Source organism: Paraburkholderia sp. SIMBA_030 (assembly GCF_046535245.1).
Lineage (GTDB): Bacteria > Pseudomonadota > Gammaproteobacteria > Burkholderiales > Burkholderiaceae > Paraburkholderia.
Window position 1 is genome coordinate 221365 of the sequence record NZ_JAWRXB010000006.1, and the last position, 21514, is coordinate 242878.

The following is a 21514-nucleotide window of genomic DNA, read 5'->3' on the forward strand; positions in this document are numbered from 1 at the left end:
GGCTTGAGCCGCGCGTGTGGCGGGGTCAGGCCACGTACCGCCGCGCGCGGCTATCAGTCGAGTTGGGGGACCCGTTCCAGTGCACATGCTGCGAACGGGTCAATCGAACGGGCCATCGTCAGAAGTTGGCATCCTCGAGCGCGCCGGGAGAGAAACGCGGCGAGCGCCCCTGATGCCCGGACGACCCTGAGTGGCCGTAGAAGCCAGACAACATGTCGACGACCTTGTCCCGATCGCTGCCACAAGCATGCGTGAGCGCACGGGTCGGACCGTGGATGAACTTGTTGGTAAGCGCCTGCGACAGTGCATCGAGCACCGCGGCAGGATCGTCGCCACGCGCGAGCATTTTTGTGCGCGCTCCAGCTCGACTCGCCGTAGCGCGTCGGCCTGCGTGTGCAGATGACGAATCACCGGCACCACGCTGCGCTGTTCGAGCCACTGCATGAATCCCTGAACGCGCGTCTCGATGATCGCTTCGGCTTGCGCAACCGCGGCCTGCCGCATCGCGCCGCCTTCGCGCACGATCGCGCCAAGGTCGTCAACCGTGAACAGGAACACGTCGTTGAGCTGCCCGACTTCCTGCTCGATATCACGCGGCACCGCAAGGTCGAGCATGAAGATCGGTCGGTGTTTGCGTGCCTTGATTGCGCGCTCGACTGCGCCGAGGCCGATGATCGGCAACGAAGAAGCGGTGCACGACACCACGATGTCGAACTCGTGCAGACGCTCGGGCAGGTCCGCAAGCGGCATCGACTGACCGCCGCAGCGTTTGGCGACCCTACTGCCGCGCTCGAGGGTGCGGTTAGCGACCACGAGCGCACGCGGCGCCTGCGCCGCGAAATGGGTCGCGCACAGCTCGATCATCTCGCCCGCGCCGATCAGCAGTACGCGCTGGTTCGCGATCTTGTCAAAGATCCGCTGCGCTAGCCGTACCGCCGCGGCGGCCATCGATACCGAATGCGCGCCGATGTCAGTCTGGCTGCGCACTTCCTTTGCGACCGAAAAGGTGCGCTGGAACATCTGGTTCAGGTAGACGCCCATCGCGCCAACTTCGGACGCGGTGCGCACCGCCTCTTTCATCTGGCCGAGGATCTGCGTTTCACCGAGCGCCATCGAGTCGAGGCCCGACGCAACGCGCATCGCGTGGCGCACCGCCGCCAATTGCGGCAGCGCGTAGACATGCGGCGCGAGTTCATCTGCCGGAACGCCGTGATAAGCGGACAGCCACGCAATTGCGTGCTCAGGTGCGGCGCGGTCATCGGTCGCGCAATAGATTTCAGTGCGATTGCAGGTCGACAGAATCGCCGCTTCTGACAGCGCGTCGCCGGATGCCAGCCGTCCAGTCACCGGCGCCGTATGCGCCGCGCCGCCGCGCGCGCTACTCCGCCCTCGCCACGCGGCTTTCAGCGTCTGCAGCGCGGGCCGGATCTGTTCGAGCGGGAACGCCACGCGTTCGCGCAAGGCGACCGGCGCGGTGTGATGATTGATCCCGATGGAGAGCAGATGCATATAAGGACAATGCGTCGAGGAAAGGACTAGCTACCATGCTATTGTTTGCGGCACACAACTGCCAATGCTTTGTCTTTATCGAATCAATAGACGCGACGTGTACAACGAACGAGACAATTCACCAATTCGAAGTGTCCCTCCCTACGTTAGAAACTCAGCGTTTCGTGTGCCTTGACGATGTCGCCGGCCACCGTCTCGATCTGTTCGCGTTTGAGCATGGCCTTTGAGCGCAGCAGCTGATACGCATCTTCTTCAGACATGCCGCGCGAGTCCATTACGATCCGCGTGGCCTGCTGGATCACCCGAACCTTCGCCTGCTTCTGCTCGAGCCGCTCGATGTATCGCTCACGTGTGCGGGATGCCTTGAATTGCGTGAGCGCGACGGCGATGGCGGTCAATAACCCGAACGAGCGGACCGGCGACGGGATCGTCGCGAACGCATTCAACCGCAGCACCGCTTCGATGGTGAGCGGATTTTCGTAGGTCACGACCGGAATCACCGGCGGCGACGTGCTGGTTCCGAGCCACGGATAATCGACTGACAGCGTCTCAGGACGCATTGCCATGACGACGAGGCCGGTATCGGAAGGCAGGCTGTCGAGGCGCGGCCAGCATACCTGCACGTCACAGCCGATGCGCTGAAGCTGCGCGAGCAACTCTTCGCCGTCCTGATCCTGCGGATGGATCACAACGACTTTTAGCGAACGAAGGTCGCGCAGGATCGTCGGCGTTTGCGCCGTCTGCTTCATCGATCCCCTCCCGGGCGTGCGAGTTCAGGACGCGCGTGCGCGGTCCACGCGGGCGTGCTGTGAGAGACGACGTAGGGATCCGCCTTCACGCGTTCAGGCGCGCGCCCGACGATATCGAAGCGGCCATGCGCGTCGACCCGGCCGATTAACGGATGCAGGTACGTGTGGTTATTGTGCTCGTCGATACGCACGCGGCCCTGCGGCGCGTCGAATTCGAGTCCGGGCAACACGCGCAGCAACAGCGTCGGGTCGTCGGAGCCGACGCGGCGGATCGCATCCGCGAGCAGATGCATCTGGAAATAGGAGGCTTCCCAACACATGTTGGTCGGCTGATCGTCGCCGAAGCGGGCCTGATAGCGGGCGACGGCGCCGAGGTTCGCGGCCGTATCCACACTCTGGAAGTACGCGGCCGAGGTGATGTGTCCTTGTGCGAGGTCGTTTCCCATAACCGCGATTTCGGCTTCACTGGTCATGTGGCTGGCGATAGGCGTACGGTACGGATCGAGCCCGACATGAGCAAACGCACGGTACAGATGCAGAATGCCTTCGCCCACTACCGTGGAGAAAATGAAGTCGGGTGCGAACTGCCTGATCCGCTTTGCGACATCCAGATAACTCTCCCACGGCGCATCGAGCGACAGGTAGGTTTCGTCCACCTTTTCTCCGCCGCGTTCGAGGATCAGATCGCTCATCACGCGATTCGACTCGTAGGGACACACATAGTCTGAACCGATCATGCTCACGCGTGAGCCGAACTGCGTGAGCATGAAACCGGCGAGCGGCAGCGTGTTCTGATTCGGCGCCGCGCCGGTGTAGATCACATTGCGGCTGTATTCGAAGCCTTCATACGGTGTCGCATAGAAGAGCAGCGCATTGTGCCGCTCGACAATCGGAATGACCGCCTTGCGCGTGCTGGACATATAACAGCCGACGATAATCCGAACCCGGTGTTCGAGAATCAGTTGTTCGGCGAGGTCGGCATAACGCCGCGGCTGGCATTGCGGATCGAGACAGACGAGTTCGATCTCGCGGCCGGACACGCCGCCTGCGCGATTGATCTCCTCCGCCGCAAGCATGGTGGCTTGCAGTTGAGTGAGCTCCGCGGCTGAGGTCACGCCTGAGCGTGAGTACAGCACGCCAATTCTGATTGGGTCCGAGGTACCGCGGGCATCAATACGGGTCATTCATCAAAACCGATGGTCGCTACGTTTGGGAAGTGCGCTGTTTGTGCGTGTCGCACGCGGTTGGTGCGCACGCGCACTGTCGTTGTGCGGCGCTGAGCCAGACAGCCGCGCCGACTGCTTTTTTATGATGCCTGCCGTTTCGGCCGGAACGCAACTGATCAATTCGCATCCGCGTCACAAAAGGGTTTTGCGGCACGCATCCCGGTCGGCCGCAAAATCTGGCATAGCCATTGCTTATAGAGTCGTACTGACCCGCCGTGCATAACGGGGAACCACAGTATCCATTTCGCTGTTCGAGACAAAGGCGTCTTGAGCGGCACCGGCCAAAAAAGCCCGAAACCAGCTTGTCTGGTTTCGGGCTTTTTGCGTTTGCGATTTCTAATCCATGTCGGAGTGAAGCAAATGAAAAGACGTACCTTCCTGTCGGCAGTCGGCTCCGGGTTGGTGACCGCTGCGGGCACTGCGCTACCTAAGGCTGCGTTTGCCGCGGGAGCCAGCGATCCGATCAAGCTTGGCCTGCTGTTTTCGCAATCGGGCACGATGGCCAACGGCGAGTCGCTGCTAAAAGATACGGCATTGATGACGATCGATCAGATCAACGCCAAGGGCGGCGTGCTCGGGCGCAAGCTTCAGGGCGTCGTCGTCGATCCGGCGTCGGATTGGCCCATGTATGCGCAGCTTTCGAAGCAACTGATCCTGAGCGACAAATGCGCTGCGCTGTTCGGCTGCTGGACATCGGTGTCGCGCAAGTCGGTGTTGCCGGTGGTCGAGTCGCAGGACAGTCTGCTGTTCTATCCGCTTCACTTCGAAGGCGAAGAGCAGTCGAAGAACGTCGTCTATCTGAACTCGCCGCCGAGTAGCTCGGTGCTCCCGGCAATCGATTACCTGATGAGTGACCAGGGCGGCGGCGCCAGGCGCTTCTATATGATCGGCAGCGACTACGTCTGGCCACGCACGATCAACAAGATGCTCAAGGGTTATCTGAAGACGAAGAACATTCCGGACTCGGCATGGCGTGAACACTACGTCCCATTCGGGCAGTCGAACTTCCAGACCATCGTGCGCGATATCAAGGACTTCGCCGCGCAACCGGGCGGCCAGGCCATCGTCGTGATGACGGTGGTCGGCGATTCGATTCCGGCGATGTTCAAGGAAGCGATCAATCAGGGCGTGCGCGCAACCGATATTCCGATCCTTGGCCTGGACGTGGTCGACAGCGATCTGGAAGGTCTCGACACGAAGTCGCTGGTCGGCCACCTCAGCTGCTGGTGCTACTTTCAGAACGTCGATACGCCGCAGAACCGCCAGTTCAAGAGCGACTGGAAGCGCTACGTCAGCGCGCATAACCTGAAGCATCGGCCGGACATGGTGATCGACCCGATGGTGTCGACCTACCTCGGCATCAATCTGTGGGCGCAGGCTGCCGCGAAAGCGCACTCCACCAGCACGGACGCGGTGCGCAAGGCGCTCGCGGGTCAGTCGATGCTCGATCCGGCGGGTTACACGGTGAAGATGGACGCTTCCACGCAGTACTTGTGGCGTGGCGACATGATCGGCTCGATCAACGCGACTCAGGGCTTCGACATTCTGTGGAAGTCGAAAGACATCGAGAAGCCGGTGGCGTTCAGCCCGTTCATCGGCAAGGCTTGACAGGCCCTGTCGGACCGTCGGGCAGTTGTGGGATCGGTATACGCAAGCATGCCGATCCCCGTAGCAGGATCGAATGGAAACACCCATGATCAATTTCAGGCAGATCTTTCTCGCGATCGCTTGTCTGGCGCTTGTCTGGGCCACTACCGCGAGCGCCGCGCCGGGCCGCGCCGCGATGCTCACGTCGTTCTGCGCGACGAACGGCGATCAGGCCGCTGCGCTAGCGCAACTCGTCGAAACCGGCGTGTCGGACGATACGCATGAGCGTGCGTGGGCGCGTCAGGTCGTCGATGCGATTCGTAACGGCGCGCTGGTGTGCGGCGCCGACGGTCAGGCGACGCTGCAGGGAAACCCTGCGCTCGACGCCGCGACCCTCCAACCGCGCGCCAACGCGCCGGCGGATTCGCCCTATGTGCCGAGCATCGTGATGATGCGCAGGCTCGCGTTGGCGTCGGCGGAAATGGACCTGTTCTCGCCGCAGCCGGACACCCGCGCGACGGCCGCGCGGCAAGTCGACAAGTTCTTTGCATTGCTCGATCCCACTGTCGTCGCCCGTGCGGTCAAGGCGCAGCACGACCCGGATATCGCGACCGTTCTCACGCTGGCGCTGGCTAAGCGCGGGCTGAACAGCAATCTCAAGGCCGACCGCCTGGCGGCGATCAAGGCTGTGGCCGAGGTGCCGAGCGAAACCGCGCGTACTGCGCTGGCGAACTTTGCGGCGCAGGATTCCGTGCGCTCGGATCCCGACGTGCTGGCTGCGGTGCAGGGCGCGATTCGCCACATGGACACGTGGCTGTCGCTCGGCAAGGGCTTGTCGATTCTGTTTAGCGGCTTGAGCTATGCCGGCGTGTTGTTGCTGACGGCGCTCGGCCTGTCGATCGTGTTCGGCCTGATGGGCGTGATCAATCTCGCGCATGGCGAATTCATCATGATCGGCGCGTACGCGACGTATCTCGTCGAACGTTTCATGCAGGCGCATCTGCCGGGCTTGTTCGACGCCTACATTTTCGTTGCGATTCCCGTGGCGTTCGTGATCTGCGCAGCGTGTGGCATGTTGCTCGAATTCTTCGTCATCCGGTTTCTGTATCGCCGGCCGCTGGAGACACTGCTCGCCACCTGGGCGGTCAGCATCGCGTTGATCAAGCTGATTCAGGTGCTGTTCGGCTCACAGAACGTCGAGTTCATCACGCCCGGCTTTCTCAACGGCGGCATGCAGGTCGCGCCCGGCTTTTTCGTGACCTACAACCGCGTGTTTGCAATCGTGCTCGCCGTGTTGATCTTCGCCGCGACCTTCGCCGTGGTCCGCTTCACGAAGCTCGGATTGCTGATGCGCGCCACCACGCAGCTGCGCGATATGGCGCGCTGCCTCGGCGTGCCCGCCGAGCGTGTCGACCGTATCGCTTTCGGCCTGGGTGCCGGCCTCGCGGGACTGGCCGGCGTAGTGTTGACGCAGATTGCCAGTGTCAATCCGTCGATGGGCACGGGCTTCGTCGTCGACTCGTTCATGGTGGTGGTATTAGGCGGTGCGGGCAGTCTCGCGGGGACAGTCGTCTCGTCGCTCGCGCTCGGCGAAATCAACCAGTTTATCGAACCGTTCTACGGAGCAGTTGCCGCCAAGGTGGCCGTGCTTCTGCTGATCGTGCTGATTATCCAGAAGCGCCCGCAAGGACTCTTTGCATTGAAGACCCGCGTATGAACACGTTTTCCGATCCGCGTACCAGCAGGAGATTGACCTTGTCGGCATTTGCAACAAAATGGCTAGGCCAGACCGTAGAGGTCGGCATCGCCCCGGTGCTGGTCCTGGTGGCGCTCTATCTGCCGTTTGCCTATTTTGTGATTCCGGAGTCGAATGCGCTGCATCTGTCGCTGTTCGGCATCAACCTGGTCGGACAGATCATGTGTTTCGCGCTGCTCGCGCTGGCGCTCGATCTGGTCTGGGGCTATGCGGGCATCCTGAGCCTCGGGCACGGCATCTTCTTCGGCATAGGCGGCTATATGATGGCCATCTATCTGCTGAACGGCGCCTACGCCGAAACGCATGTGTTGCCGGACTTCATGCAATACATGGGCGCGAGCGACTTTCCCGCCGTATGGAAGATGCTCTCGCGGCTCGATGTGACGATCCTCGCCACGATCGTCGTCACCGTGCTGGTCGCGGGCGCGTTCGGCTTCGTCACGTTCCGCTCGCGCATCAACGGCGTGTATCTGTCGATCATCACGCAGGCGCTCACGTATGCGCTGATGCTGCTGTTGTTCATCAACGACGTGGGCCTCGGCGGCAACAACGGCATGACCGGCTTCACGAGCCTCGCGGGCCGCAAGCTAGCCGATACGTCCACGCAGATCGGCCTCGCGGTGTGTTCGTGCCTGCTGCTGGTGGTGGCCTATGTCGGCGTGCGCTTTCTCGCGCGCTCCAGTTTTGGCCGGGCGCTAATCGCGGTGCGCGACGACGAAGCGCGGATGCGCTTTCTCGGCTACCGCACGCATACGCTGAAGCTCTTCGCGTGGTGTCTCTCGGCGGTTCTCGCGGCGTTTGCCGGCATGCTGTACGTGCCGCAGGTCGGCATCGTCAACCCGACTATCGTTTCGCCGCAACTGTCCGTCGAGATTGCCGTGTGGGTGGCCATCGGCGGGCGCGGCACCCTGATCGGCGCAATCGTCGGCGCGATCGTGGTCAACGGACTCAAGTTCTGGCTGACCGCGCAACTGCCGGCGGTGTGGCCGTTCATTCTTGCCGGCGTAACGCTCGTGATCGTCGTCTATTTCAGCAACGGCGTGTGGGGCACGCTCAAGGCCGCCGGCAGCGAAAGCAAGGGAGGCGGCCAATGAACCAGCCACAACCGGCCACCGCCATCTACATCAGCGGCTTGTCTGTGAGGTTTTCCGGCTTCGCGGCGATCACCAATCTGTCGATGGAGTTCCGTTACGGTGAGATCCGCGCCATCATCGGTCCGAACGGTGCGGGCAAGACGACCTTGATGGATGTCATCACGGGAAAGACCCGGCCGGCAGAAGGCGAGGTCTTTCTGAACAAGGTCACGAATCTCGCGACGCTCGACGAAACGTCCATCGCGCGACTGGGCATCGGCCGAAAATTCCAGAAGCCGAGCGTGTTCGAAGCGCTGCGGGTCCGCGAAAACCTCGAACTCGCGATTCGCAACGGCCGCGGCTATGCGGACATGGTTCGCTCGCGCCTCGGCGCACAGCAGAACCGGCGCATCGACGAAGTGCTCGAGACGATCGGTCTCGAGGATCAAGGGCATCGGATGGCCGGCACGCTGTCGCACGGCCAGAAGCAGTGGCTCGAAATCGGCATGCTGCTTGTCGCCGATCCGCACGTGATCCTGCTCGACGAACCGGTTGCCGGCATGACCGATCACGAAACCGCACGCACCGCCGAACTGATCGCGCGGCTCAAGTCGCCCGAGCGGGCGGTGGTGGTGATCGAGCACGACATGGATTTTGTCGGCGAGATCGCGGACCTCGTCAGCGTGTTGCATGAAGGGCAACTGCTCGGCGAGGGATCGATGGAGCGCGTGCGCAACGATCCACGCGTGATTCAGGTTTATCTCGGAAGGTGAGCATGCTGAGGATTTCCGCACTCAATCAGTTTTACGGCAGCAGCCACACGTTGCGCGACGTGTCGCTGAACGTAGCCGAAGGCGCCTGCACCGTCGTACTCGGCCGCAACGGCGTAGGCAAGACGACCTTGCTGAAGTGCCTCGTCGGGTTGCTGCCGGTCAAAGGCGGCGAAATCGAACTGGCGGGCCAGCCGCTGACGCGCGCGCCGTCGCACCGCCGCGTGCTGGCGGGTCTCGGCTACGTACCGCAAGGACGCGAGATTTTTCCGCAACTCAGCGTCGAAGAAAATCTGCGCATCGGCGCCTACGCGGGCGAGCGCAATCAGACCGCCAAGGGCAAGCAATTTTCCTTCGACGACGTCTTTCATACCTTTCCGGTGCTCAAGACGATGCGCCGGCGCATCGCGGGCAATCTGTCCGGCGGACAGCAGCAGCAGCTTGCGATTGGACGGGCGCTTCTGACCAATCCGAAGCTGCTGATTCTCGACGAACCGACCGAGGGCATCCAGCCGTCGATCGTGATGGAGATCGAGGCGGTGATCCGTTCGCTGAAAGGATCGCTGTCGATCCTGCTGGTAGAACAATTTTTTGATTTCGCGCAGGCGGTAGCCGACGACTATGTCGTGCTGGTACGCGGCCAGGTCGTGTCGGCGGGGCCCGGGGACCAGATGGAAGCCAATAACGTCAGAGCGCTAATTTCAGTGTGACGCGGCGTCGGCATTGCACCCATTCACTTCGACAACCCACAATTGAGCAGGAACACCATGATGCACTGGCTCGAACAATCGATCATGCACACGCGCGGCGTCGCACGCGGCCAGGTCCGCGAAACGCATGAACTCAGCGAATCCCGGCAGGGTACATTTCACTACACTATCGGACCGTACTCGACGCCGGTGATGAACATCGACCCGGGCGACCGGGTTGTGGTTCAGACACGCGATGCATTTGACGGCAAGATCCTCACGGAACAGGATCTGCCGAGTCAGAAGCTGCGGGTGCCGTTCCTGAATCCGCAAAGCGGCCCGATCATGATCGAAGGCGCGGAGAAGGGCGACGTGGTAGCGGTGTACATCGAATCGATGTTGCCGCGCGGCGACAATCCGCGCGGCACCTGTTGCCTGATTCCGCGCTTCGGCGCGCTGACCGGCACGGAATACACCGCAACGCTCAATGAGCCGCTGCCCGAGATCACCCGCAAGATCGACGTGGACGAAGAAGGCGTCTACTGGAGCAAGCGCGTCACGCTGCCGTACAAGCCGCATATCGGCACATTGAGCCTGTCGCCGGAAATCGACTCGATCAATTCGCTCACGCCGGACAACCACGGCGGAAATATGGATGTGCCCGACATGGGCCCGGGCAGCATCACCTATTTGCCGGTACGCTCGGCCGGTGCGCGGCTCTTTATCGGCGACGCGCACGCCTGCCAGGGCGATGGCGAAGTGTGCGGCACCGCCGTCGAATTCTCCAGCACGACCACGATCCACGTCGATCTGATCAAGGGCTGGCACATCGAATGGCCGCGCCTCGAAACCGATGATCTGCTGATGGCGATCGGCAGCGCGCGCCCGCTTGAAGACGCGACGCGCATCGCGTACCGGGAACTGGTGCTGTGGATGGAAAAGGAATACGGCTTCGACCGTTGGGACGCCTACATGATGCTCAGCCAGTGCGGCAAGGTGCGGCTGGGCAATTTCGTCGACCCGAAGTATTCGGTCGGCGCGGCTATCAGCAAAAAATATCTCACACCGGCTGCCTGAGGAGACACCACCATGGATCTGAAACTCAAAGGTTTGAAGGCACTCGTAACCGGCGGAACCAAGGGTATCGGCCGCGCCATTGCGCAAACGCTGGCAGCCGAAGGCGCGGACGTCGCGCTCTGCGCGCGTGACGGCGCCGCGGTCGAACAGACGGTGGCCGGCATCGTGGAGGTCACCGGCGGTGCGGTCAAGGTATGCGGCGCCTCGGTCGACGTTTCGAACGGCCCCGCGTTGCAGGCCTGGACACGCGACGCCGCCGCGCAACTGGGCGGCATCGACATCGTGGTCGCCAATGTGAGCGCGCTGTCGATCGGCAACGATCTCGAATCATGGCGCAAGGAATTCGACACCGACCTGATGGGCACGGTCAACCTGGTCGACGCCGCGCTGCCGTTTCTGGAAGCGAGCAAGGCCGCCTCGATTATCGCGATATCGAGCGTATCCGGCCGTGAAATCGACTTTGCCGCCGGCCCTTACGGGACCTTCAAGGCAGCGCTGATCCACTATATGCAAGGCCTCGCGTACCATCTCGCGCCGAAGGGCATCCGCGCGAATGCCGTGTCGCCGGGCAACGTCTATTTCGAAGGCGGCGTGTGGGATCACATCGAACACAACGATCCGAAGCTGTTCGCGCAAGCACTGGCGTTGAATCCCAGCGGACGCATGGCGCGCCCGCAGGAGATCGCGAACGCGGTCGCGTTCGTAGCGAGTCCGGCGGCGAGCTTCGTGAGCGGGGCGAATCTTGTAGTGGATGGTGCGCTCACGCGCGGGGTGCAGCTCTAAGTGCCGCAAAGCCGCGTCACTTTCGATGCTGCAGAGGTTGTGACACAGACCGCGCCACACGCCCGCGGTCGTTGTCTCGTCGCTACCCGCGCCCGACAAACGGCATCTTGCTAGCCATAATGGTCATGAACTGCACGTTCGCATCGAGTGGCAAATCGGCCATATAAAGGACCGCACCGGCGACGTGCTCGACATCCATCAGCGGTTCGACGGCAATTTCACCGTTCGCCTGTGGCACGCCCTTTGCCATGCGTGCGGCCAGGTCGGTGAGAGCGTTGCCGATGTCGATCTGTCCGCAGGCGATATCGTACTTGCGTCCATCGAGTGATGTCGATTTGGTCAGGCCGGTGATCGCGTGCTTAGTGGCCGTATAGGCGATACTGTTCGGACGTGGCGCGTGCGCGGAGATCGAGCCGTTGTTGATGATACGTCCGCCGCGCGGCAGTTGCGTTTTCATCAACGCGACGGCAGCGCGCGTGCAGAGGAAGGCACCCGTCAGATTCGTGTCCACGACGGCGCGCCAGTCGTCCAGACTGAGTTCGTCGATATCGACGGCCGGTGCGCCACGGCCGGCATTGTTGAAGAGAAGATCGAGGCGGTTGTAGCGTTGTCGTATCGCGTCGAAGAGGGCGGCGACGCTAGCGGCGTCGGTGACGTCGGTGGGAACAGCAAGCGCCTCGCGGCCGAGTTGCTGCGCCTCGTCGGCCAGTGCCTCGAGGGGTGCTTTGCTTCGTCCAGCGAGCACCACACGGTAGCCGTGCTGAAACAGCTTGCGAGCGGTGGCGCGTCCGATACCGCTACCCGCACCAGTGATCAATGCGATCTTGCCGGGTTCTGAACTCATGAGACAAACCTCCATGTATCAATACGATGCCCATACGATCAACACGCGCAATACGGTAATCGCGAGTTCCATCGTAATAGTGAAAAGCTGGTTGAGAAAATCTATTTCATCTGGACTTCTTATGCAGCGCCGGCGGCGAATCCATTCAGCCCACCGGTGATTCGGCGCTTGACTGTACGCTCGACCCGCAGCCGCACCCCGCGCTATGCTGATGCGTGTAAACCGCACGTTCGTTGACCTGGCGTTCGGCACTCGCCGTCGACGACATGAATGCCAGCGCAGGCATGGCCAGCATGCGCTGCGCGATAGCGCTACACGTGGGGCAAGCACAGGCCGCGTCGCGTTCAGCGACAGGACGCATGACGGAGAACGTGCCACAGGTTTCACAACGATAGGGATAAATCGGCATCGCCTTTCTTTCCTCTTTCTTCGAAATCGATAGTTTTACAACAGACTGTCGCGTGCCGGTTCCTCGGGCCGTAACCGGTCAGGAAATCGGCGGTGCTCACAGCACAATCGCCTGTGCCGGGCCGCCCGTGCCCGGGCGGCCGTTTCCTCAATGCTTGGGCAAGTACTTTTTGTCGACCTTGCAGATATAGGTGTATTTCGGATTCACCATCTGGGTACAGCGCGCTTCCGCGATCTGGCCGAGCAGCATGTATGCTTCGGCACCTGGGATGCCGTAACCCTCTTCCAGCCAATAGACCATTTCCTCGAACGCGATGCGCAGCGCATCGTCGAGCGGCCGCGCGCAGCCGACGGTACAGATGTGCGTCGGCGTCTCGATGCGTGGCCAGGTCATGCGGCTCGGCGCGCGGACGAGGTCGACCTTGAGCTTCAGGTGGCCACGAATTTCGATCGCCCCCATGCCGTTGCACTCGGCGTCGCCCTGCAACGCGTGCACGTCGCCGAAATACAGGTACGCGCCTTCATGGAACACCGGAAACATGATGCGATTGCCGTTCGTGACTTCCTGGATGTCCAGGTTGCCGCCGTGGGTACCGTTGTCGACGGTGAGCGTGCCGCCCGCCACCGGGGCCACGCCGATCACGCCGATCATCGGCTTGGCTTCCAGCTTGAGCGAGTCGCTCCAGTGAACAATGCCATTTTTGACGACGACGTTGCGATTCTGGATGCCGAATTCCTTCTTACGGACCCAATCCGGAAAAATGCCGATGCCCGGCCATAGCGCGGTATAACCGAGGCCGTGCACGCCGACTTCGAGGACGTCGATCACGACCATGTCGCCAGGCTTCGCGCCGCGCAGGCGCACAGGCCCGGTGGCTGGATTGACGAACGGGAGCTTCACTTTCGACTCGTCCAGCTTTTCGTCGAGCTGCGTAATCAGGTGGCCGCCGATGTTCAATTCGGTCTCGACCTCGAAGGTCTCGCCAGGCGAGACTTCGGCGATGAAACCATCGGTAGCCGTCAGTGCGTACTTCAGGTCGTCCTTGCGGATGATCTGGTGTTGGGTGGATAGCGTGCTCATGGGATGCTGCCTGCTCCTTCGGGGGTTGCTAAGATGCCGCCCGCCGGCAACGTCGCGGCGGATGGCTTAGGTCAATCGAACTTGTGCCAGGGCATGAGGAAGCGCTCGAGCCGACCGACGAGAAACGACAGGAAGAGCGCGAGCGCGATGGTCACCACCACGCCGGCGAATACTTTGGGAATGATGTAAAGGCTGCCCGCCTTAAAGATCGCATGGCCGAGCCCGTCGTCCGACGACATGAATTCGCCCACGATGGCACCAATCAACGCAAAGCCGACCGTGAGCCTGAAGCCCGCGAAGATGTCGCGCAGTGAGGCGGGGATCACCAGCTTGTGGAAAGTCTGCCGCTTGCTCGCGCCTAGCGTGCGCATCTGATTGATCTGATCGTCATCGACGCTGGTCGCCCCCTTGTACGCGGTGACCAGCGCCACTACCACCACGGACAGCGTCGACATCGCGAGTTTCGATGCGAGCCCGGTACCGAACCAGATGATGACGATAGGTGCGAGTGCGACGATCGGAATCGAGCCCAGCGCAACGATGAACGGCTGCATGACCTTGGAGACGAAGCGCGAATACCATAGCGACAAGCCCAGCACGGTGCCGATGACATTGCCGAACAGAAAGCCGAGCAGCGTTTCCATGCCGGTCACGCCTGCGTCGTGCATGAGACTGCCATCCTGCTGCATTTTTACCAGGTAACCCCAGATCTGGCTGGGCGAACCGAACAGGAAGGCAAGCGCCTGACTCGACGTCGCAACTTGCCACAGTGCGAGCAGTGCCGCGAGTAGCGCGAATTGGCAGGCGGCCACGACGAGCTTGCCACGGCAGCGGCGCAGCAGCCTGCGCCATTTGAGGGATGCCGGGGCATACGGGGGTGCCGGGGAACGGGTTTCTTGCACGCGGATTCCTTTTCAACGTTCGCCCATGCGCACGTCGAGCTGAGACCAGATCTCGCGTACGTGGGCGGTGAAGCCCGCAGCGTCGCGGGCGGCCATCATGTCGTTGCGATCGCATTCCAGGCGGATCTCGTGGATCGCCTTGATGCTCGACGGACGGTGGGTGAGGACGATCACACGGTCCGACAATGAGACCGCCTCCTCGACGTCGTGTGTGATCAGCAGGACGGAGCGACCTTGGCCCCGGACCAGCCGGGCCATATCGCTTTCCAGCACCAGTTTCGTCTGGAAATCGAGCGCGGCGAACGGCTCGTCGAGCAGCATCACTTCGGGGTCGGTCACCAGCGTGCGCGCGAGCGCAACGCGCGCACGCATGCCGCCCGATAAAGCCGACGGGTAATAGTCGTAGTACGGTGCGAGTCCGACCTTGCCGAGCATCGCATGCGCCTTTTTCTCGCGATGCGCGCGCGACATCCCGGTCAGTTCGAGGCCAAGCGTGACGTTGGCCAACACGTTGCGCCATGGCATCAGCATGTCCTTCTGCAACATGTAGCCGATGCCCTTGGGAACGTCCTCCAGCGCCTCGCCGTGCCACAGCACCGCGCCGCGTGTCGGCTGCGTAAGACCACTCATCAGGTTCAGCAGCGTGGTCTTGCCACAACCAGATGGGCCCACCAGGCTGACAATTTCCCCGGCGCGCAGGCTGAAGGAAATGTCACCGATGACCTGATTCAACTCGCCGTCATCTTCGCCATACGATTTGCCGACCCCGCGCGCAGCCAGCGGGGCGAGCGGGTGGGCCGTCCCTCCCGCCTGCGCCGGAGGCGCTTTGGCGCCCGCTACCTTCATTTGGACCCCGCCACCGTTACGCCTGCGCCTGCCACGGCGGTCTTGACCGCCTTGTTGGAAAAGGTGTTGTCGATCACGTCGTTATAGGACAGCGTCCCTTGTACGTTGCCCAGGTACTTCTGCATCGATATCAGCTTGTCCCACTGCTGCCGATCGACCGGCAGCGTTTGCGCCGGGATCTTGTACTGCAACTCCATGTCGATTGCCTTGTTCACCACGTCGGGCGGCAGGTCCGGGAACTCCGCGCGGGCAACCTCCTTCGCGTAGTCGGGCTTGGCATACGTAAGACGTGCGGCTTCTTCCAATGCGTTCACGAGCGACTGCACGACCTCGGGATGCGCCTTGGCATACTCGGGCAGCACCATGATCCCCGTATTGCAGAACGGACCCATATAGCTCGAGAAGTCGAATACCACTTTCGCCCCTTGCGCCATCGCAGCGGCCACCATCGGCTGCTGCGCGAACGCGATGTCGGCGCGACCCGCGAGCATGGCGCCGATTTCCGTGCCTGGGGTGACTTCGACGATCTTCGCGTCCGTACCGACTTTCAGGCCATTGTCCTGCAGCAGTTTCTTCGTGACGCTGTACTCGGTATTCGGATCGGGCGACGTGACCAGGGTCAGGCCTTTGAAGGCCTTTGGATCGGTGATGCGCGCCACGGTCTTCGATACGCCAAAGTAATGTGCACGCTGCACCAGCGTTCCGACGACCATGCCCGGTCCGCCGCGCTCGCGAGACATCTCCACCATGGTCGGATCGCCGACGGCGAACTGCGCGGTCTTGCCGAGCACCGCGGCGAAAGCTTGCGTGTCCCCACCGGCCGCGCTCAGGTGCACCGTTAGCCCGTACTTCTCGAACAGCTTCGCGTGCTGTGCAACGTAAAGGTCGATGTAACCGAGGTTATGTACGGCCTCGGAAAATTCGATGGGTTGCAGCGGCGCCGCTGCAGCGGGATGAGCGAACCCGAACGCGCAGGCGCTGAGCGTGGCGAGCAAAACACGTCCAGGCCGAGGCACAGCACCGGTGGCAGAGCCCGAACCGACTTCTGAAAACGTACGTCTTTTCATTGCTTCAACTCCGACAATAATGAGATCGGAAAATAAAAAAAGGTCCGGCATCAGACGCACTGATGTCGGACCTTTTTGGCCGGTGTTGTCCAAGACGCCTTTGTCTCGGACAACGGGACTGCTGTTTGATGCTCGCCGCGCACGGCGAACCTCAGCGTGGCTTATTAAGCAACCGCTGTGCCAGTTTGCGCGACGCCGCACATGCGGAGTTCTTCGATCCTTGCGAACCCTCAATGGAAGTGGGATCGCTCACATTTCACGCAACGCAAAAAAGGCCACGTGAACGACCTGTGTAAGCGCCGGGCACGCACCACTTCGCATACTCCTTCGCGTGGCAGCACGCCAATGGTGCAACGTTGCACACGCAACTAGCATTCGATAATTTTGCGATCGCTCATCCGATAGATGCCCTCAACTTATCGAGTGCGCCGACCGAAGAGACGGCGCGTCAGGATGCCGAACTCGCGCAGCGATACGCAGGGCCGGCTCTACGGCAGGCATTTCACGATCTGTTTTATCGCGGTTGGTTTGGCGCGAATGTCGAGACGAGTGAATCGGACCGATTCCACCAGCCGCCGCCCACGGCCTGGAACAAGGCTGCCGTATCCGCCAGTCTGGCGGCCCTTGCCTGTATCGACGCAATGCGTGCCATTTGCCAGGTCTGCTCCGCGGTCAGCATCGACAGATAAGACGCTTCGCCTGAGCGCAGCTTTTCACGTTCGATCGCCACGCTGCGCGAGGCAGCCTGCTCCGCATTGACGGCGGCCTGCAACGTCTTCGCGTCCGCCTGCACGCTCTGCAATACGTCGGCGACGTTCTGAAATGCGTTGATCACCGTCGAGCGGTATTGGGCGCTGGCCTGATCGAATGCCGCCTGCGCCGCACGCTGGCGATGAAGCAGGGCTCCACCCTGGAAGATCGGCTGGGCGGCCTTCCCGACGATGGCGAAGAACTGGTTGTACGGCGTAAATGCGTTCGCGACGGCACTGGGCGACGTGCCCAAGGCCGCTGTCAACGATATTTGCGGCAAGCGATTGGCGATCGCGACACCCACCTGCGCGCTAGCCGCATGCAACGCCGCAGCCGCGGCAAGAATGTCGGGCCGGCGTTCCACGAGGGTCGATGGCAGACTGACGGGAAGATCCTCGGGCAGGTGCAAGGAGGACAGGTCGAAATCAGCCGCGACATCCTCGTTCGGAAAGCCGCCCATGAGCGCGATCAACGCGTCGCGCTGCAGCGCCAGTTGTTTCTCGAGCGGCGGTATCGCGGCCTGTACCTGCGCAAGCACCGCTTGCTGTTGCAGGACGTCCGCCTCGGCAATTTCACCGAGCGTGCTTTCGCGCCGGAGGATGTCGAGGAGTTCGACATGGGCTTTGATCACCTCCTGCTGCGCAGCGATCTGCCCGCGCAGCGAAGCAACGTTGAACGCTGCAAGCGCGAGATTGCTGCTCAAGGTCAGATAAGCCGCTTCGAGTTCGAAACGCTGATTGTCGGCTTGCGCGGCTGTCGATTCGATCATGCGGCGATTCAAGCCAAATGCGTCAAGCGAATACGAAACGGTCAGCTCGCCTGTGTAGAGCGAGTAAATGCGCTGGTTGTTCGCGGCGACAGGGGCAAGGCTCGCGGTGGCCGTTTCGTTTCTGCTGCCTGACGCGTCGACGCCGATGCTCGGAAAGAGCGTCCCCCTCTGGCTCAGCATGTTCTCACGGGCCACGGCAAGCGCGGACTGTGCGGCAGCGATGGTTGGGCTCGCCTTGAACGCGCGGTCGATCATCGCGTTAAGCGCCGGCGACTGGAACAGCGTCCACCATTGGCCCGGAATATCGCCGCCAACAGCGAATTGCTGCGCCCCTCCCACTGCGCCGGGGGCGGCTGCGGTCTTCGACGGCAGCGGAGCCTGCGTGTAACCCCCGCCGCTCGGGGCGGCCGGCTGCTTGAAGTCTGGACCTACCGCGCAGGCCGCAAGCAGCAGCGGCATCAACAGCGTGGATGAACGTTTGAGAGCGATCACGTTATAGCTTCCTTCCATCATTCTGCGAATTCCGTTTCGCGCTCGGGGACGTGCGCAAGACGCGCCGTGCTTTTGCGGCGATCGAACCAGGGATAAACGGCTGGCAAAACCAGCAGTGTCAGTAAGGTCGCCGACACGAGGCCGCCAATCACGACTGTCGCAAGTGGACGCTGAACTTCTGCCCCGGAGCTCATCGAGAAGGCCATGGGCAGGAAGCCGAGGCTGGCTACGGTGGCCGTCATGAGGACGGGCCGCAGTCGGGTCGCGGCAGCGTGTTTCGCAGCCTCGACGGCACTCAGACCGCGAGCTCGCATCTCAACGATGCTGCTGACGAGCACGACGCCGTTGAGCACGGCAATACCGAAGAGCGCGATAAAGCCGACCGCAGCGGAAATACTGAACGGCAGCCCTCGTATCCAGAGGGCGAAAATGCCGCCGATCGCTGCAAACGGCACGTTGCAGAAGATGAGCGCCGCAAGGCCGGCATTGCCGAACATCAGGTAGAGCAGCGCAAAGATCACGACAAGCGAGATGGGCACCACGACATAAAGGCGCGCCATCGCGTCCTGCAGGTTCTTGAAGCTGCCACCCCATGACACGGTGTACCCAGGCGGGAACTTGACTTGCGTCTCGACCGCATGTTGTGCAGCGCGGACGAAGCTGGCGAGGTCGCGTCCGCGCACGTTGGCCTGAACGAGGATGACGCGCCTGCCTTCCTCGCGCTCGATGGTCGACGGTCCCGGCTCCATGCGAACGTCTGCCACCTCCGACAGCGGCACGGCACGGCCATCGCCATTGCTGATGCGTAGCGCACCGATTCGCGCCACGTCGTCGCGATCCTGCGACTGCATGCGAACCCGGATGCTGAACTGGCCTTCACCGTCGACAATCGTCCCGACATTGCGGCCGCCCAGCGACTGGACGAGATCGAGCACCTGGCTCGCATTCAGCCCGTACCGGGCCACCGCGTCGCGCTTGACGATGACACGCAGATAAGGCTGGCCAATCGTCTGCTGCGCCTCGACGTCTGCCGCACCCGGCACCCGCGAGATCACGGCCGCGACCCGCTCGGCGGTATCGTGCAGCGTTTGCAGATCGTTGCCATGAATCTGCACGGCAACATCGGCCTGGACGCCCGCGATCATGTCGTCCATGCGCATCTGGATCGGTTGCGCCCAATCGAGCGTCAGGCCTGGGACGGCACGGTCCAGCGCCGCGGAGTACTCGGTGACGAGCCCGTCCTGGGTTTGCGCCGTCTTCCACTCGGACTGTGGCTTCAGCATGATGAAGGTGTCGCTTTGCTCCACGCCCATCGGGTCGGTCGGAATCTCCGAGCTGCCGCCGAGCGTGACCGCGGACTGCACTTCAGGAAATCGCATCAGGGTGCGTTCGATCATGGTTTGCGCCTGGACCGCGGACGGCACGGATATGCCGGGCAGCTTCGTCGTCGTGACGGTCAGCGCCCCTTCGTCCAGACGCGGCAAAAATTCAGCGCCCAGCCTCGTGGCGGCGAAGGCCGCGACCGCGAGCAACACGACGGCGAGCCCCATCGTCAGCGCAGGCTGTTGCGCGCCACGCGCGAGAATCGGCTCATAGTGCAGGCGTACCCAGTGAAGGATGCGGCTCTCACGCTCTGCGACCTTGCCGCGCAGCAACAGGCTAGCGAGCACTGGCATGACCGTCAGCGTGAGGACGAGCGACGCGAGTAGCGCGAAGATAACGGTCATCGCCATCGGCCGGAACATTTTGCCTTCGATACCCTGAAGGCTCAGTATCGGAAGGTAGACGGCCGTGATGATGAGGACCGCGAACGTCACCGGCCGGGACACTTCTTTCGCTGCCTCCAGCACGAGCGGGCGCAACGGCTGATTGGGCGCTTCGGAACGCCGCCGCACGACGTTTTCGATCATCACCACCGCGCCGTCGACAAGCAGGCCGAAATCGATCGCGCCGAGACTCATCAGATTGCCCGACATTCCCGAAGCGTACATGGCGATGACGGCGACGAGCATCGACAGCGGAATCGCCATTGCGACGATCAGCCCTGCACGCGCATTCCCGAGCAGCAAAAGCAGCACCGCGATGACGAGCACGGCACCTTCGACCATGTTGTGAGCGACCGTATGCAGCACCCGGTCCATCAGGTCCGCACGGTTGTAGTAGGGCGCAACCTCCACGCCGGGCGGCAGCGTCCGGTTGATCTCCTTGATTGCGTCCTGCACGCGCTGTGCGACGACCCGCGTGTTTTGCCCGATGCCCATCAGCACGACGCCGACGACGGCTTCGCCTTTGCCGTCACGCGTGACCGCGCCGAGTCGAGGCATGGGCGCTTCGCCGACATGCGCCACGTCGCGCACGTAAAGCGGTGTGCCGCCCGCAGTGGTGCGCAACACGATGTTGCCGATGTCGGTCGTGTTACGCAGCAACCCCTCGCCGCGGATGATCGATTCTCCGCCGTTGTGCTCGATTGTCGCGCCGCCGGTTGCGCCGTTGTTCATCTGCACGGCATTGAAGATGTCGCCGATCGACAGGCCGTAACGCGTGAGCGCATTGTCGTCGACCTGAACTTCGTACGTCTTCAGAAAACCGCCGTTCACATTCACGTCGACCACGCCTTCCACCTGGCGCAGCTTCGGTGCAATCTGCCAGTCGAGCAGTGTGCGCAACGTCATCAGCGACTGTCCGTGGCCACGCACCTGAAACTGATAGATCTCGCTAAGGCCATCCGATAGCGGCCCCATCTGCGGCGCGCTGGTGCCGGGTGGAAGCTGTATCGTCTGCAACCGCTCACCGATCAGATTTCGGTCGAGGTACAGGTTCGTATCGTCGGCGAATCGCACGTAAATCACGGAGAGACCGTAACGCGAGATCGAGCGCAGGCTCTGCATGCCCGGCAAGCCCTGCAGCGCGAGCTCGACAGGCGCGGTAATCGAGCGCTCGACATCGACTGGCGCGAGCCCGGGCGCCTGGGTCGTCACCAGCACCTGCTGCGGCGAGATGTCCGGCTCCGCGTCGAAAGGCAACCGTTGCATGCTGTATAGCCCGGCTACAATCAGGACGGCAACAAGAATTAACACGGCGGCGCGATTTCGCAGTGCCGCCTCGACAAGTTTGGTAATCATGGCATGCGCTCGCG

General features: G+C 62.2%; 17 protein-coding genes and 1 pseudogene. 7 read left to right on the plus strand and 11 right to left on the minus strand.

What is annotated here, in order from left to right; all coding sequences use genetic code 11:
* Positions 1 to 118 precede the first annotated feature (118 nt).
* The 3 genes and pseudogenes from hemA to SB772_RS12500 form a co-directional block, all read right to left on the minus strand.
* Positions 119 to 1509 (minus strand): annotated as a pseudogene (gene hemA, locus SB772_RS12490) (glutamyl-tRNA reductase).
* A 146-nt stretch (positions 1510 to 1655) separates the two neighbouring features.
* Positions 1656 to 2258 carry an ANTAR domain-containing response regulator gene (locus tag SB772_RS12495; RefSeq protein ID WP_410833557.1) on the minus strand — a complete coding sequence of 201 codons (603 nt, stop codon included), beginning with the start codon at positions 2256 to 2258 and terminating at the stop codon, positions 1656 to 1658.
* Positions 2255 to 3442, minus strand: coding sequence for a transporter substrate-binding domain-containing protein (locus SB772_RS12500; protein ID WP_410833558.1), 1188 nt, complete (start codon positions 3440 to 3442; stop codon positions 2255 to 2257). Before SB772_RS12500 ends, SB772_RS12495 begins: the two co-directional genes overlap by 4 nt.
* A 402-nt stretch (positions 3443 to 3844) precedes the next feature.
* Between SB772_RS12500 and SB772_RS12505 the strand changes: the two genes are divergently transcribed.
* The 7 genes from SB772_RS12505 to SB772_RS12535 all read left to right on the plus strand — a co-directional run bounded on the left by SB772_RS12505 (position 3845) and on the right by SB772_RS12535 (position 11219).
* The gene (locus tag SB772_RS12505) at positions 3845 to 5092 is read left to right on the plus strand and encodes an urea ABC transporter substrate-binding protein (protein WP_410833559.1); all 1248 of its coding nucleotides are present in this window, start codon (positions 3845 to 3847) and stop codon (positions 5090 to 5092) included.
* 85 nt (positions 5093 to 5177) lie between these two features.
* Complete coding sequence (gene urtB, locus SB772_RS12510) at positions 5178 to 6788, plus strand: urea ABC transporter permease subunit UrtB (protein WP_410833560.1); 1611 nt, start codon at positions 5178 to 5180, stop codon at positions 6786 to 6788.
* Positions 6785 to 7921 (plus strand): urea ABC transporter permease subunit UrtC, encoded by a 1137-nt coding sequence (gene urtC, locus SB772_RS12515; RefSeq protein WP_410833561.1) that lies wholly within the window; start codon positions 6785 to 6787, stop codon positions 7919 to 7921. Before urtB ends, urtC begins: the two co-directional genes overlap by 4 nt.
* Positions 7918 to 8673 (plus strand): urea ABC transporter ATP-binding protein UrtD, encoded by a 756-nt coding sequence (urtD, locus tag SB772_RS12520; RefSeq protein ID WP_410833562.1) that lies wholly within the window; start codon positions 7918 to 7920, stop codon positions 8671 to 8673. The genes urtC and urtD overlap by 4 nt, the downstream gene beginning before the upstream one ends.
* 2 nt (positions 8674 to 8675) lie before the next feature.
* The gene (gene urtE / locus SB772_RS12525) at positions 8676 to 9380 is read left to right on the plus strand and encodes an urea ABC transporter ATP-binding subunit UrtE (RefSeq protein WP_410833563.1); all 705 of its coding nucleotides are present in this window, start codon (positions 8676 to 8678) and stop codon (positions 9378 to 9380) included.
* A 60-nt stretch (positions 9381 to 9440) separates the two neighbouring features.
* Positions 9441 to 10436 (plus strand): acetamidase/formamidase family protein, encoded by a 996-nt coding sequence (locus tag SB772_RS12530; protein WP_410833713.1) that lies wholly within the window; start codon positions 9441 to 9443, stop codon positions 10434 to 10436.
* Between the two features lie 12 nt (positions 10437 to 10448).
* Positions 10449 to 11219, plus strand: a complete 771-nt coding sequence (locus tag SB772_RS12535; protein ID WP_410833564.1) for an SDR family NAD(P)-dependent oxidoreductase — start codon at positions 10449 to 10451, stop codon at positions 11217 to 11219.
* Positions 11220 to 11301: 82 nt separating this feature from the next.
* On the opposite strand, the gene SB772_RS12540 is transcribed toward SB772_RS12535, so the two are convergent.
* From SB772_RS12540 to SB772_RS12575, 8 genes are all read right to left on the minus strand, one after another.
* Positions 11302 to 12063 (minus strand): SDR family oxidoreductase, encoded by a 762-nt coding sequence (locus tag SB772_RS12540; RefSeq protein ID WP_410833565.1) that lies wholly within the window; start codon positions 12061 to 12063, stop codon positions 11302 to 11304.
* A 145-nt stretch (positions 12064 to 12208) separates the two neighbouring features.
* Positions 12209 to 12472 carry an FmdB family zinc ribbon protein gene (locus tag SB772_RS12545; protein WP_410833566.1) on the minus strand — a complete coding sequence of 88 codons (264 nt, stop codon included), beginning with the start codon at positions 12470 to 12472 and terminating at the stop codon, positions 12209 to 12211.
* 147 nt (positions 12473 to 12619) lie between these two features.
* On the minus strand, positions 12620 to 13552 hold the full coding sequence (locus tag SB772_RS12550; RefSeq protein ID WP_410833567.1) for an acetamidase/formamidase family protein: 933 nt from the start codon (positions 13550 to 13552) through the stop codon (positions 12620 to 12622).
* Between the two features lie 71 nt (positions 13553 to 13623).
* Positions 13624 to 14454 carry an ABC transporter permease gene (locus SB772_RS12555; RefSeq protein ID WP_410833568.1) on the minus strand — a complete coding sequence of 277 codons (831 nt, stop codon included), beginning with the start codon at positions 14452 to 14454 and terminating at the stop codon, positions 13624 to 13626.
* Between the two features lie 12 nt (positions 14455 to 14466).
* Positions 14467 to 15300 carry an ABC transporter ATP-binding protein gene (locus SB772_RS12560; protein WP_410833569.1) on the minus strand — a complete coding sequence of 278 codons (834 nt, stop codon included), beginning with the start codon at positions 15298 to 15300 and terminating at the stop codon, positions 14467 to 14469.
* Positions 15297 to 16367: an ABC transporter substrate-binding protein gene (locus SB772_RS12565; protein WP_410833570.1), complete on the minus strand. Its 1071-nt coding sequence runs from the start codon at positions 16365 to 16367 to the stop codon at positions 15297 to 15299. The genes SB772_RS12560 and SB772_RS12565 overlap by 4 nt, the downstream gene beginning before the upstream one ends.
* A 514-nt stretch (positions 16368 to 16881) precedes the next feature.
* Complete coding sequence (locus tag SB772_RS12570) at positions 16882 to 18378, minus strand: efflux transporter outer membrane subunit (protein WP_410833571.1); 1497 nt, start codon at positions 18376 to 18378, stop codon at positions 16882 to 16884.
* A 17-nt stretch (positions 18379 to 18395) separates the two neighbouring features.
* Positions 18396 to 21500: an efflux RND transporter permease subunit gene (locus tag SB772_RS12575; RefSeq protein WP_410833572.1), complete on the minus strand. Its 3105-nt coding sequence runs from the start codon at positions 21498 to 21500 to the stop codon at positions 18396 to 18398.
* Between the last annotated feature and the right edge of the window lie 14 nt (positions 21501 to 21514).